This is a genomic window from Streptomyces sp. NPDC111802 (assembly GCF_055634335.1).
The window spans coordinates 45,916-60,078 of record NZ_JBVKCZ010000010.1 but is presented as its reverse complement, the minus strand read 5'-3'; the positions used below and the strand labels follow the sequence as shown (position 1 = coordinate 60,078).

Here is a 14,163-nt window from a genome sequence, read left to right as displayed (position 1 = left end):
GAAGGAGCGGCCGCTCCCGGCGTGGTGCGGGAGCGGCCGACGGTGCGGAGGTCAGCGACGGCCATGCCCGCCCGGGCCGTCGCCGTTCAACCCGTTCGTGTTGACGCGGTTGTTGGCCTGCTCGACGTCCTCGATGTTGCGGTCGCGGGTGTCCTTCATCATGCGGACCTGACTGACCGTGGCGTCGGTGATGCCCACGACCGCGTCGCGGATGGACATCATGGTCTCCTTGGTGGTCTGCCGCTCCTTCTGCTCCTGCGGCTTGGCCTTCTCGGCGAACTCGCCCTCCGTGCCGGGCCAGCTGACCGTGGGCGCCAGTTCGTCGAGGAACTCCTCGGTGATGCTCGTGGCCAGGGTGCCGATCTCCTCCAGCTGCCTCGCCAGGGCCTCGATGCGGTTCGGGTCGACGTAGTACCGCTGTCCCATCGTCAGTCCTCGCCATCCTCGCCGAGCGCGTCCCGCCAGGCAGGGGTGGCCTGGCCGGCGCGCGCCGTGTCGTCGTCGTCCTCGCGCAGCACCTCGGGGCCGAAGATCCGCTCCCAGTCCAGCTCGAAGCCCTTGAGCTCCGGGACGTTGCTGCTGGGCTCCGTGAAGGGTGCCATCGCCTTCATCACATGCCGGTTCATCTTCAGGCGCGCCGCGTTCGCCGCCTCCAGGACGCTGGCGGCCAGCTCCTGGGGGGACATGTCGCGGTACTTGTTCTCCAGGAACTCGATCCCGGACAGCTCGCCCTGCGGGCCCACGGTGGCGCGGACCGCGCGGTCGGAGGAGAGCACCGCGAACGACGCCTGCCGCAGCTCGCGTTCGGTGCGCGCCACCGCCTCCTGGGCGGCCTGGAGTTCGGCCATGGCCTTTTCGAGGCGCTTCTCCAGCGGTTCCGTCACGCCCGCTCCTGCCTTCTCCGTCGGTCTCTTCGTGCGTCCGGGCACCGGTCCGTGCGCTCGGCCGTGGTTGTCGGTCCCTCAACTGCCCTGCTGATCTTGCCTGGTGAGGCCCCCACCTGGGAAGCGGTGCTCACCGTCCGATGACGGCCGGGGTGCCGCCCTCTTCGGTGCCCCACACGTCCGCGTCCTCCTCCAGGTAGTCGGCGGAGCTGGTGGCCCTGCGGCCCGGCTCCGTCTCCTCCTCGGGGGAGTCGCCGCCCGTGGTCGCCACCCGGGAGGCCGGGGCCAGGAAGGTGTCGTCGTCCTCCTGGCGGTTCCACGGGCTGCGCCGTCGGCGGTTGCGGCGCTCGCTCTCCTCGGCCGCGTCGACCAGTACAGCGCGTACCCGCTCGCCGTTGCCCTTGTCGCCGCCCGCGCCCATGCCACCCGCGCCCATGCCGCCCATCGGCATGCCGGGGCTGCCGGGCGTGCCGGGCGCGCCAGGGGCTCCGGCCGTTGCGGCGGGAGCGAGGGGCGTACCGACGCTGTCGGCCGTACCGTCCGAGAGGGGCTCGGCTCCGGTTCCGCCGGAGACGTCCGGGGAGAGGTGACTCGCCCCGGAGAAGCCGCCGCCGGAGGCCCCCGTGCTTCCGCCGCCGACACCCAGGTCGGAGAGCGACACGTCCCGGGTGGAGGTGTCGGCACCGCCACCGGTGTCGTTGAGGCCGCCGATGCTCTCCAGGTCGCCGAGGCCGTCCAGGATGTCCGAACTATCCGAGTGGTCGGGCGAGTTGAGATCGTGCAGGTTCACCGTCTCGGTGTTGCCCTGCGGGTCGGTGACGGTGGCGATACCGGTGTCCGGGTCGATGACCTGGGTGCTGCCGTCCGGGAAGTCGGTGGTCAGCTGGCCGTTGTCGAGGCTGGTGATGGAGCCGTCCGGGTTGGTCACCCGCGCACCGTGGGTGAGGTCGGTGGTCGTGGTGGAGCCGTCCGGGCCGGTGGTGGTGAGCGTCCCGGTGTCCGGGTCGAAGACGGCCTTGCTGCCGTCCCCGAACGTGGTGGCGAAGTCGTCGCCCGCGAGCGCAGTGTGCCCGCCCGTCGGGGTCTCCAGGCCGGCCCCGTCGGTGTTGAGGTTCCCGAGGTCACCCAGATCGCCGATGGACTCCGTGGGCACGCCGGAGTTGATGTCGCCGAGGTCACCGAGCCCGCCCTGGCCGTTGAGGTTGCCCAGGTTGCCGAGGTTCTCGGTGGTGGTGGTCCCGTCGGGATCGGTGGTGGTGGTCTGGCCCGTCGTGGGGTCGACGGTCTGCGTGGTGCCGTCGGGGAACGTCGTGGTCAGCTTGCCGTCGTCGCCGAGGGAGGTGACCGAGCCGTCCGGGTTGGTCACCCTGGTGCCGTCGCCCAGGTTCTGCGTGGTGACGCTGCCGTCCGGGTGGGTGGTGGTGAGCGTCCCGCTGTCCGGGTCGAAGCTGGTGCTGCTGCCGTCCGGGAAGTCGGTGGTCAGATCGCCGCCGCTGGTCAGCTGGGTGTTGCCGCCCGTCGGGGTGTCGAGCACGCCGTCGCCGCTGCCGAGGCCGCTGTTGAGGCCGTCGAGGCTGCCCAGGTCGGTCGTGGTGGTGGTGCCGTCAGGGGCGGTGGTGGTGGTCCGGCCCGTCGTGGGGTCGACGGTCTGCGTGGTGCCGTCGGGGAACGTCGTGGTCAGCTTGCCGTCGTCGCCGAGGGAGGTGACCGAGCCGTCCGGGTTGGTCACCCTGGTGCCGTCGCCCAGGTTCTGCGTGGTGACGCTGCCGTCCGGGTGGGTGGTGGTGAGCGTCCCGCTGTCCGGGTCGAAGCTGGTGCTGCTGCCGTCCGGGAAGTCGGTGGTGAGCTTGCCGTCGCTGAGCTGAGTGTTGCCGCCGGTCGGGGTCTTGAGGGAGCCGCCGCCGGTGTTCAGGCCGCCGAGGTTGCCGAGGTTCTGGGTGATCGCGTCGTTGGCGGAGTTGTTCGTCCCGCCCGGTCCGTTGTTGAGCGCGCCGAGGTTGCCCAGGCTCGTGGTGACCGGGGGCGGGTTGGTCGTGGACCACTGCTGGTCGCTGCCCGGATTGTTCACGTCGCCGAGGTCGCCCAGGCTCTCCGTGACCGTGGTCGGGTTCAGCAGTTCGTCGAGGTTGCCGAGGTTCTGCTCGGTGACCGCGTTGGGGTCGTTGAGGCCGCCCAGGCTCTCCTGCATGGCCTTGCTCTGCTCCTCGGCCGCGCGCTTGGCCTCCTCCTGCTCACGCCGCTGCTCGTCCCGAAGCTCGTCCTGGTACTTCTTGTCCTCGTCGCGCTGCCGGTTCTGCTCGTCGCGCAACTCGTCCTGGAGCTTCTTGTCCTCGTCGCGCTGCTTGTTCTGCTCCTCGCGGAGCTCGTCCTGGTATTTCTTGTCCTCTTCGCGCTGCCGGTTCTGCTCCTCGCGGAGCTCGTCCTGGTACTTCTTGTCCTCTTCCCGCTGCCGCCTCTGCTCCTCGCGCAGCTCGTCCTGGTACTTCTTGTCCTCCTCGCGCTGCCGGTTCTGCTCGTCGCGCAACTCGTCCTGGTACTTCTTGTTCTCCTCGTTCTGCCGCTTGATCTCGTCCTGTTCCTCCTTCGCCTTCTTCTCCTCGTACTCCTCCGAGGCCGTGCTGGTCGACTTCGGCTTGGGCACGTTGTCGGAGAAGTCGTCGCCCAGGTCGAGGAAGTGGTTGTTCAGGTTCGACTGCACCGTCGCGGCGGGCTTGCCCAGATACTCGTCGACGCCCTGGCTCCAGATCTTGACGGCCTTGTCGCCGACCTTCGCCCAGTTCGCGATGTCGGTGAGATCGCCGTACTCCGGATGCACCTGGGTGAAGCCGGCCTGCGGGCTGTGGCTGACGGTGGTGGTGTAGCGGGAGGTGTACGACTTGATGTCCGTCTTGGCCACGTTGTTCGCGTCGACCCACTGGGCGAGGTCGTCCAGGACGTAGCGCAGCACCTGGTGCGGGTCGTAGTACGGGGACTTGGCCCAGGCCAGCCACGCCTCCAGCAGCTTGTTGGCGGCGTCCTCCAGGTACTTGCGGCCGAGTGACAGCGCGCGCGAGTACACCGTGTTGCCGGTGCCGGTCTCGTCGCCCGACCCGGGGGTGGAGTTGAAGGTCTCCACGTAATTGTCGTAGTTCTCGCGGATCTTCTTCAGCAGGCTGCGGAAGACCTCCGCAGCCTCGCCCTTCCAGCTCGCGTCGTCCCGGCTGAATCGGTCCTCCCAGTCCTTCAGCACCACCGCGTGGTCCTTGAAGAACTTGGCCGCGAAGTCGAAGGACTCCCCGGTGGTGTTGAAGGAGTTCAGGTCCACCACGTCGGCCCCGGGCACGCCCAGACTGCTGAACCGGGCGTCCTGGGTGTTGCCGCCCAGCAGGGCGAGCAGCGCCGCCCGCGGCCCGTTCATGTACCGGGCGAGCGGGATGGTGCTCATCTTGTCCTTGTTGTAGTCCGTGAACTCGTTGCCCTCACGGACCTGCGCGTCATGGACGTTGTCCGAGCCCGGACCGGCGAAGATGATCTCCTCACCTGCCTTCACACGGCCCTCGAAGACGATCCGGGCCTGCATGATGGAGCGCTTCTTGCCGCTGTCGAAGAACCAGATGTCGTAGTCCTCGCCCTTGTTCGTCAGGAAGCCGGAGTCCTTGACGAGCAGGCTGAGGCTGCGCTCCTTGATGTCCATCCGGAAGAGCTTGCCGCCGTGTTCGGAGCGGAGCGTGTCGAAGACCGTGTTGCGGTCCGGCACCGGATAGCCGGTGATGTGGGTGACCAGGGTGGCCCAGGTGTCGGTCGCCGGGTCGCCGGAGTTGTCGAACTTGTCGAGATTGGCGACGGAGTTGGGATCGTACCGATCGGCCACCGGGCGCCCTTTCTGCTGGGTTGGTCAGGACTCGTCTTCCGGATCGCCGGTGCCGCCGGCGGTGAGGGTGTCGACCTCTTCGAAGCTCTGGAGCAGTGTCTGCGCGTCGATCGCGTCGAGGTTCTTGTCCTTGGTCTTGTTGGCCTCGTCGATGGTGTCGGTGAGCGCTTCCTTCAGCTCCTTGAAGAGGTCCATCTGGTCACCGAGCAGCTTGTCGATGGCCTCGGCCGCCTTGCGGATGTCCTCGATCAGCTTGGGTCCCGAGACCAGCGGTTCGGTGACCATCCTGCCGATCCGCAGGAGTTGCTTGTCCTGGGCGAGGTTCTCCGGTGTGGTGTGCCCGTCGATGAGGTGGCCGAGCGGGCGGATGTGGGCGCCGTCGCCGTCCTCGCGGTGCTTCTTCGCGGCGGTGTAGACCGGCTGCACCTCGTTGTCCCGGAAGTTCTCCATCTGCTTGAGGTCGAAATGCTTGACGTCGGCCTTCTCACCGGCCATGGGACGCTCTCCTGCCGCTTGGTGCCGGACGGGGATACGGGGGCCCGGCGGGCGCCCCGCGAACGGAGGCCGGCCGGGCCGGCGGGGCCGTGTGCCGCACGGGGGCACCGAGCCGCGGTCCGGAGTTTCCCGCCCGCTCCACGGCGTCCGGCACGTCCTCGCGGGGACACTTCGGGCCGGCCCCGGAGAGCGCCGCCGGGCGTATTCCGGTCGCACGCGCCGGATGCCCGGGGCCGCCCTCGGGGCCGATGTCAGGAAACTCCGGCTGTGCCCTAACGGGCGCGCACGTTCCCCCAGTTGTCGGCGCTCCTGCGCTCGTCGCGGGAGTGGTTGTCGTGGATGGTCTGGATCAGCTCGCCGTTGTCGCCGAGGAGCTGGGCCATGTTCTTGGTGGCCTGGTCCCACTCCGCCTGGACCTGGCGGTACGTCTCCTGGTCCGAGCCCTCCCAGGAGTTGACGAGCGGCTTCAGCTCGTCCTCCAGGTTGTTGAGGGTCGTGATGATCTGCTGGGTCTGCGCCATCAACTCCTCGATGGCGTTGCGGACCACGGGGTACTGCACGTCGATGATGCCGTCGGCCATGACGTCTCCTCTCGGACGGCCGGGCGCTGGGACCCGGCTCAAGGGGTCCGGCCTCGCCGTGACGGGGCCGGTGCTGCGGGTCGGGTCAGCGCAGCGCTTCGAAGACGCCCTGGCTGGTCTTGCTGTTGAGGACCTCGGTCAGGTCCTGGTTCTCCTGCGCCAGACGGTTGGCGGAGGTCACGTTCTCCTGGAGCGCGTCGACCATCTTGCTGATCTGGATGACGACCTTCTGCGCCTCGGCGTTCCAGCTGCGGAAGAGCTTCAGCAGGGCCTGGCCCTCGTCGCCGCCGACGCCCGAACGCGCGGCGATCTCGCCGACGTTGTTCTGGATCTTCTCGACCTGGCTCCGGGCCGACTCCAGGGAGGAGACACCCCCCAAGCCCTTGGCATAGTCCGCTTTCCTTGCGGCGCTGTCCGCCATGTCGCGCTCCCTTCGTTCAGCCCTGTCTCGTCGTTGCCCGCTGAGGCTAAAGAGAAGCCGGCGCTCCGCGCAACGCACGCAGGGAAGATTTGAGCTTAGGTCAGCTCGCCCCAGAATTCTTGCGTGGCAAGGGAGTTGTGCGGAGGTTTCAGCGAAATGAACAAGCCTGCCGGCCGGCCTAGCACGGGGTCGTCCACTGCCCCGCCGGGCGACACAAGGCGGGCGGGAAACGGGCACGCGTAGAAGGCGAACGGGCATCACGGAGAGCCGCATCCGGCAATGCAAGCGCTTCCCCGGGATTTCGCGGGCACGGTCCCGGCCGGAATATCTGAGCTCTGTTTGAGGTTCCGCCGCGCTCGAACCCACTGATTGCTCGGCGGACTTCACACACCATCGGAACCGAGTTTGGCTCAATACTTATGCTGCCGTGCCCTTTTCCTTTTCATCGGCGCCGAATGCGCCCGTTGCCGTGATCAGCGCGAGGTGTCCGCCTTGTCCTGCCCGGCGCTGCCCTCGCCCCGCTCCGCTGCGACAGCGCACCGCGGCGCCGTCACCTTGGGCTCCGCGGTGCCCGAGGCGGCGTCCGGGTCGAGGTCGGCGCCGGTCGGCAGGGCCGCGAGCAGCGGCGCCGGGACCGAGCCGATGTCCTTGGTCTCGTATCCGAGCGCGGCCAGCGAATTCTTGGTGGAGACGCGGTACTTCACGCCGTTCTCCGCCACCAGAAAGGTCGTCCCCGCGTGCGCGGCTCCGCTGGCGTGCAGGGCCCGGACCAGGGCGCCCCGGCCGGGCCTGACCACCGTGGCGTCGGTCGGCACACAGGCCGGCTGCAGCGGCTGGGCGGTGCCCTCCGACACCGCGACGGGGGCGAGCCGGGTCAGCGGCACCAGGACCGACCTGATCCGGACGCCGCCGTCGTCGCCGTCGACCTGCGCACAGAGCGCGGTGCCGCGTGGCGCGGACTGCGGAACCGGCGGCGCGTCCGGCAGCTCCGTGGACTCGGTGGCGCCCTGATCCGTGGCCCGGTGCTCGCGCAGCGCGTCGGCGCCGACCGTGCGCACCTCGGGCGAGCGTCCTTGGTAGGCGTCCTTCTGGGTGGCCGGATCGCCCAGCACCAGGGCGGCGCCGAGCCGGGTCAGCGGCACCAGGCCGTCCTTGCGCAGCAGGTGGTACGTGCTGTCGCCACCAGGGACGCTGACCTTGAACAGCTGGCCGATCCGGCTGGCCTCACCGCCGAGCACGGGGCCTTCCTCACCGCGCCCCGGCACCGCGGGCGGCTTCAGGACGGGGCCGGGGGCCAGCGCGTCGAGGAACGCCGCGGAGACCGGCATCGGCCGCTCCGAGCCGTAGCCGAGGGCGTTACGGGCGTCCGACTCGCGGTCCAACGGCAGCCTGCTGCCCCGCCACACCAGGTACTCGGTGTCGTCCGGCCCGCGCACCAGCACCGCGCGGTCGCCGTCGATGCCGCGGGAGTCCAGCGGCGCCCCGGCCACCACGGTGGTCGCCCCCGGCTTCTCCACCCCGGTGCTCGCCACGGCACCGGAGGTGTCCGGCAGCGCCCCGTCCGGGCCGGTGACGCACATGTGCCAGGCGCCGGCGTCGAGTTGGCCGGGCTCGGGCACGGTGTCGGGGACGCCGGGGATGCCGGCCGGTGCGCCCACCGGGACGTCTCGCAGCGAAGCGGTGCCGACATCCACGGTCTTCAGGTCGGAGCCGCCTATCAGCCGCGCCGAGGCGTAGTTCCGTACCGGGTGCAGCACTCCGTCGGTGCCGGTCCACAGGTAGCGGGCGCCGGTGTCGCGGTTGACCACGAGGTTCGCTCCGTCGCGCCAGGCGTCGTTCCCGCCGGGGCGCAGCAGCCCGTAGACGGTGGCGCCCGCGCCGATCAGGACGGTGGCCAGCACGCCGAAGACCACACCGCGGGTGGTGCGCCCGAGCGGGCTCTCCGGGGCGTCCGGGTCGGCCATCAGCAGGCCCGAGCTGAGCCTGCCCATCATGAAACTGTGGGCGTGTACCTGATCGCGCTTGGACTGCACGGTCTCTCCTACTCGTTCTCTTGCCGCAGTGCGGGTGTGCTCAGCCGAACAGGCCGCGCAGCCAGCCGAAGAGTCCCGCCACCCACAGGCTGAGCGGCAGCAGGGCCACGGCGATGCCGGTGTGCGCCACCTCCGCCGCCCGGCCCCAGTACGGCAGCATCCGGCGACCGGGCACCGTCCAGGCGGCGATCACCAGTGCGGCCGCGGCGCCGAGCAGCACCGCGAAGACGATCAGTCGCCCGTCGCTGTCGCTGTCCGCCGCCCAGGTGCGGGCGAGCAGGAGCAGCCCCCAGATCCCGGGCACCGCCAGGGTCAGCCGCTGCCCGATGTGCACAAGTCCCCGACTGTGCAGAAGCAGCAGCAGGCTCAAGCCGAGCGCGGTCAACACCTCGGGCAGGTCCGGGTGTTCGGCGAGGACGACCAGGGCGGCCGCGGCGATGACGCCGGTGACGGCGAAGAGCGCGGTGACCCAGCGCCCGGCCAGCTCGGTGCGTTCGGCGACCTCGTCGCCCGCGTAGGGCTCGATGCCTTCCTGGAGTTGTCCGGCGGACGAGGGCAGGGCGGGCATCCGCATCCCGGCCAGCTTGAAGGCGAACGGTGCCACCGTCCCGGCCGCGAGCGCGACCACCGTCGCCACCAGCGCCGCCGCGGCCGCCACGTCCAGGTCCGAGTAGCCGATCAGGGCGCCGGCGATCGCGGTGGCCACCGACACGACCGCCGTGGCCAGCAGGGCCGGGGCGCCGACCGCGGTGGCGGCCAGCGCCAGGACCGCGCCGCCCGCACCCGCCGCACCTGCCGCGAGCAGCCGCGCACCCGCGACGCGTGCCGCGTCCGGGCCGGTCAGATCCCCGCCGGGCAGTACCCAGCCGGCCAGTGCCAGACAGGGCGCGACCAGCAGGCCGAGCGCGGTCGCGGAGAGACGGTCGCCGACCGCGCGGCTCGCGGTGCCCGCGCCCGCGAGCAGCAGCACGCCCGCCACGGCCGCGCAGGCCGCCCTGGCGGAACCGGAGCCGGTCACCCCGGGCCAGAAGACCACCACCAGCGCGGCCACCACGGTCGCCACCGTGGCGCCCACCAGCAGCCCGCGGGCCGCCTCGGGGTGCCAGGTGTGCAGCCTCCGGCCCGCGGTGTCCGCTATCCCGTCCACCAGATCGTCGAGCCGTGCCTCGGGCAGCGCCTCGGTGTGCGGGCGCAGATAGAGCACGTCCCCGTCGGCGAGACCGGCCCGCGCGAGGGTGGTCTCCTCGTCGAGCGGGGCGTCACCGAGCCGCTGAAGCACCCAGCCCGCATGGTCGAGTCCGGCTTCTTCGGCCTCCTCACCGACATAACGCAGCAGCGTGGGCAGCAGATCGGCGACCGGCACGTCGGCGGGTACGGCCAGATCGACGGAGACGCTCGGCGCACGTACGGTCAGGCGGCACAGTTCGGCCACCGCGCTGTCGGTCATCAGCTGAACTCTCGTCTTCCGTGGAGGGTTTGGCAGGAGGACTTCCCCAGGACAGGGGCAGTGCGAAGAGTACGGAAGGTCCGTACGGGCCAGAACAGGGGGGTCGGGCAGGGGAATTGGGTCCGTGTACCCGGCAACCACCTCTCCCGCGTGGACAGGTCGCGTTTGGTGAATGCAGACTACTGCCTACGCTCGCCGGATCGTGCTGGGGACCGGATGCCTTGTCCGGTATGCAGTTGAATGGTGGGGGAGTTGACCGCTCCCCGCTTTCCACTCACAACATTCATCCGGCGTTCACCGCGTACCCGGGTCCCCGGAAAATGAGCGCGGTGCGGTCTTTCCCGGTAGCGGGGTGCCGGTATTCGGCGCGGGCCGGAAAGCCAGTGAAACCGGAGGTTCTGTTCCTTGAGTGTGGTGCTGTTTCGCCGGCCGGCCCGCAGGCGCGGACCCGAGATGCCCGAAGGGCAATTGACCCTCCAGGAGCCGCCGGTCCTCGCCGAGACGGTGCCCGACACCTCAGCGATATGGACCTATTTGCCGATGGCCCTGATGTCGGTGTCGATGATGCTGATGTTCCTGCGTCCGGGGGGTGGCAACGGCGTCTTCATGTATCTGGCGATGGGCGTCATGGCCCTGTCCGCCGGCGCCATGCTGCTGGGCCAGCTGATGCGCCGCTCCAGCGAGCGCAAGCAGCGTCTGAAGGGCGAACGCCGCGACTACCTCCGCTATCTGGCGCAGACCCGCAAACGGGTCCGGGCCACCATCGTGGAGCAGCAGCGGGCGCTCGCCTGGCGCCACCCGGAGCCCTCGTCACTGCGTTCGCTGGCCCGCACCTCACGGCTGTGGGAACGCCGCCCGGCCGACGAGGACTTCGGCGAGGTCCGGCTCGCGGTCGGCGAACAGCAGCTCGCCCTCACCCTCAACCCGGTGTCCACCCGCCCGGTCGAGGACCTCGAACCGCTCTGCGCGCACGCCCTGCGCCGCTTCATCCGCGCCTACTCCACCATCCCCGAACAGCCCCTCGGTCTGTATCTGCGCTCCTCGGCGCGGGTCATGCTGCGCCCCGAGGAAACACCGGGCGAGGAGCTCGCCGAGCGGGCCGCCGCGTCTTCCGGGGAGAGTGAGGGCACCGAAGCCGTACGTGCTCTGGCGCGCGCCGCGCTCGGCCAGCTCGCCGTGTTCCACGCGCCCGAGGAGCTGTGGATCGCCCTCTGCGTCAGCGACGAGCGGCGGTCCGACTGGGAGTGGGTCAAGTGGCTGCCGCACGCCCTGCACCCGTACGAGGAGGACGGCGCCGGCCAGATCCGCAGGATCACCGCCGACCTCACCGAACTGGACGACCTGCTCGGCGCCGAGTTCGCCGAACGCCCCGGCTTCGACCCGGACGCCCGTCCGGGCCGTGACGAGCCGTACACGGTCGTCGTCCTGGACGGCATCACCGTCCCCGAAGGCCACCGCTGGGAGGGGCACGGCTACCGCAACGCCGTGGTCCTGGACGTCTCCGGCGCGCTGCGCTGGCGGCCCGGCCGCAACACGCTGCGGCTCACCGTCGGCCCTGACCAGGTCAACCTGGTGCGCACCGACCGCAGCCGCAAGGAGCGCTCGGTGCCGCTCGGCCGACCGGACCGGCTCGGCCCGCTCGGCGCGGAGTCGCTGGCCCGGCTGGTCGCCTCCCGTCGGATCAGCCTGGGCACCGACATCGCGCAGCCCCTTGACTCCGACGTGGAGTTGACGACCCTGCTCGGCATCCCCGACCTGCACCGGCACGACCCGAAGGTCCTCTTCGAGAGGCACACCGGCTCCGCCCGGCTGCGGGTACCGATCGCGGTCGGCGTGGACGGCCGCCCGGTGGAACTGGACATCAAGGAGTCGGCGCAGGGCGGTATGGGCCCGCACGGCATGCTCATCGGCGCCACCGGCTCCGGCAAGAGCGAACTGCTGCGCACCCTCGTCCTCGGCCTCGCCCTGACCAACTCCTCCGAGACCCTCAACTTCGTCCTGGTCGACTTCAAGGGCGGCGCCACCTTCCTCGGCCTGGAGGAACTGCCGCACACCTCCGCCGTCATCACCAACCTCGCCGACGAAGTCGCCCTGGTGGAACGCATGCAGGACGCCCTGCACGGCGAACTCATCCGCCGCCAGGAGCTGTTGCGCGCCGCCGGCAACTACACCTCCGCGCTGGAGTACGAGCGGGCCCGCGCGGGCGGCGCGGACCTCACCCCGCTGCCCAGCCTGTTCGTGGTGGTCGACGAGTTCAGCGAACTCCTCTCCGCACACCGGGAGTTCATGGACCTGTTCGTGATGATCGGCCGCCTCGGCCGCTCCCTGGGCGTGCATCTGCTGCTGGCCTCGCAGCGCCTGGACGAGGGCCGTATGCACCAGCTGGAGAGCCATCTGTCGTACCGCGTCGGCCTGCGCACCTTCTCCGCGATGGAGAGCCGCGGTGTGCTCGGCGTGCCGGACGCCTACGAACTGCCCGCCCAGCCCGGCAGCGGCTATCTGAAGTCCGGTGTGGAAGCGCTGACCCGCTTCCGTGCCGCCTACTCCTCCGGCACGTACCGGCGCCGCACCGGCGCGGTGGTGCAGGCCCGGGTGGCCAGCCAGGTCGTGCCGTGGACCAGCGGCTGGGTGGTGCCGCGCACGCTCGACCCCACGCCCGCCCCGGACCCGGAGCCGGAGGAGACCGGCGACGAGGAGACCCTGCTCGACGTGGCCCTCGACCGTCTGCGTGACTCCGGTCCCGACGCCCACCAGGTGTGGCTGCCGCCGCTGGACGAGCCGTCGCCGCTGGACGCCCTGCTGCCCGGCATCGCCCCCGACCCGCAGCGCGGCCTCAGCGCCATCGGCTGGCCCGGGACCGGCAGGCTGCGGGTGCCGGTGGGCCTGGTGGACAAGCCGTTCGAGCAGCGCCGCGATCCCTTGGTCGTTGACCTCTCGGGGGCCGGCGGTCATGTGGCCATCGCGGGCGGCTCGCAGAGCGGCAAGTCCACCCTCGCCCGCACCTTGATCACCGCCCTCGCCCTCACCCACACCCCCGCCGAGATCCAGTTCTACTGCCTCGACTTCGGCGGTGGCGGCCTCTCCCAGCTCGCCGGGCTCCCCCACGTCGGCGGTGTCGCGGCGCGGCTCAACCCGGAGCGGGTGCACCGGGCCGTCGCCGAGGTGATGACGCTGCTCGCCCGGCGCGAGCAGTTCTTCGTCGACCACACCCTCGACTCCATGCAGTCCTACCGCCGTCGCCGGGCCGCCGGGGAGTTCCCCGACGAGCCCTTCGGCGATGTGTTCATGGTGGTCGACGGTTGGTCCACGGTCCGTCAGGACTACGACGAGCTGGTCCCGAAGTTCAACGAACTCGCCGCCCGCGGCCTCAACTACGGCATCCATCTGCTCATCACCACCACCCGCTGGGTGGAGTTGTCCGCACAGGTCCGCGATCAGGCCGCGACCCGCCTGGAGTTGCGGATGGGCGACCCGATGGACTCCGAGATCGACACCCGCAAGGCCCGCTCGGTGCCGCGCAGCGGCGGCCGGGGCATCACCGCCGACAGCAAGATGCACTTCCTCGCCGGCCTGCCCCGCCTGGACGGCAGCGGCTCCCTGGACGACCTCGGCGACGGTGTCGCCCACCTCGTCGGTGAGGTCGCCAGGCACTGGTCCGGCCCGGCCGCTCCGCAGGTCCGGATGCTGCCGCACCGGCTGCCGCTCGCCGAACTCCCCGCTCCCGAGGCCACCGAGGGCGGCGGCATGCGCCTCCCACTCGGCATCGATCAGGACGCGCTGGAGCCGGTGTGGCACGACTTCAGCCGCACCCCGCACCTGATCGTGGTCGGCGACACGGAGAGCGGCAAGACCAACCTGCTGCGCCGGGTCACCGAGGGCATCACCACCCGCTACGCCCCGCACGAGGCGAAGATCATCGCGGTGGACTACCGGCGCACACTGGTGGACGCCATCCCGGAGGAGTACCGCATCGGGCATGTGATCTCCCTGGACAACCTCACCGAGACCATCGACGGCGCGGCCCGCGCGATGAAGACCCGCGTCCCCGGCGCGGACATCGCCCCCGCCCGGATGCGCAAGTGCGACTGGTGGACCGGCCCGCGTCTGTTCATCCTGGTCGACGACTACGACATGGTCTCCGGCAACTCCTTCCAGAGCCCGTTCGAGGCGCTCTTCGAGCATCTGACCCTCGGCTTCGAGATGGGCCTGCACCTGGTCGTCGCCCGCAGCGCGATGGGCGCGGGACGGGGCCTGAGCGACGCCCTGATCCGCCGCCTCGACGAGGCGAACAACCCGGCCGTACTGCTCTCCTGCCCGCCCACCGAAGGCCGCCTCTTCGGCAACGCGAAGCCGGTCAACCTCCCGCCCGGCCGGGCCCTGCACATCGCCCGCCGCAAGCCACGGTTGATGCAGACGGCGCTGGTGGAGGCGAGCCCCGGACAGGAGGGCTGA

9 protein-coding genes are annotated in these 14,163 nt (G+C 70.6%); 1 reads left to right on the top strand and 8 read right to left on the bottom strand.

The features are described from left to right. Positions 1 to 51 precede the first annotated feature (51 nt). The 8 genes from ACZ7NC_RS13065 to eccD form a co-directional block, all read right to left on the bottom strand. The gene (locus tag ACZ7NC_RS13065) at positions 52 to 426 is read right to left on the bottom strand and encodes a hypothetical protein (RefSeq protein ID WP_471487604.1); all 375 of its coding nucleotides are present in this window, start codon (positions 424 to 426) and stop codon (positions 52 to 54) included. A gap of 2 nt (positions 427 to 428) precedes the next feature. Continuing rightward, positions 429 to 884 (bottom strand): YbaB/EbfC family nucleoid-associated protein, encoded by a 456-nt coding sequence (locus ACZ7NC_RS13060; protein ID WP_471487602.1) that lies wholly within the window; start codon positions 882 to 884, stop codon positions 429 to 431. A gap of 130 nt (positions 885 to 1,014) precedes the next feature. Next, positions 1,015 to 4,734 carry an AAWKG family protein gene (locus tag ACZ7NC_RS13055; protein ID WP_471487600.1) on the bottom strand — a complete coding sequence of 1,240 codons (3,720 nt, stop codon included), beginning with the start codon at positions 4,732 to 4,734 and terminating at the stop codon, positions 1,015 to 1,017. Positions 4,735 to 4,758: 24 nt separating this feature from the next. Next, on the bottom strand, positions 4,759 to 5,229 hold the full coding sequence (locus tag ACZ7NC_RS13050) for a type VII secretion system-associated protein (protein ID WP_471487598.1): 471 nt from the start codon (positions 5,227 to 5,229) through the stop codon (positions 4,759 to 4,761). A 272-nt stretch (positions 5,230 to 5,501) separates the two neighbouring features. Further along, positions 5,502 to 5,810, bottom strand: a complete 309-nt coding sequence (locus ACZ7NC_RS13045; RefSeq protein WP_471487596.1) for a WXG100 family type VII secretion target — start codon at positions 5,808 to 5,810, stop codon at positions 5,502 to 5,504. 85 nt (positions 5,811 to 5,895) lie between these two features. Beyond that, positions 5,896 to 6,231, bottom strand: a complete 336-nt coding sequence (locus tag ACZ7NC_RS13040; RefSeq protein ID WP_328877573.1) for a hypothetical protein — start codon at positions 6,229 to 6,231, stop codon at positions 5,896 to 5,898. A gap of 473 nt (positions 6,232 to 6,704) precedes the next feature. Further along, a complete protein-coding gene (eccB, locus tag ACZ7NC_RS13035) occupies positions 6,705 to 8,264 on the bottom strand; it encodes a type VII secretion protein EccB (protein WP_471487594.1) in 1,560 nt (519 codons plus the stop codon). Positions 8,265 to 8,304: 40 nt separating this feature from the next. Then, the gene (eccD, locus tag ACZ7NC_RS13030) at positions 8,305 to 9,711 is read right to left on the bottom strand and encodes a type VII secretion integral membrane protein EccD (protein ID WP_471487592.1); all 1,407 of its coding nucleotides are present in this window, start codon (positions 9,709 to 9,711) and stop codon (positions 8,305 to 8,307) included. 453 nt (positions 9,712 to 10,164) lie between these two features. Here eccD and eccCa point away from each other — a divergent pair, with 453 nt between their 5' ends. Further along, positions 10,165 to 14,163 (top strand): type VII secretion protein EccCa, encoded by a 3,999-nt coding sequence (gene eccCa / locus ACZ7NC_RS13025; protein WP_471487590.1) that lies wholly within the window; start codon positions 10,165 to 10,167, stop codon positions 14,161 to 14,163.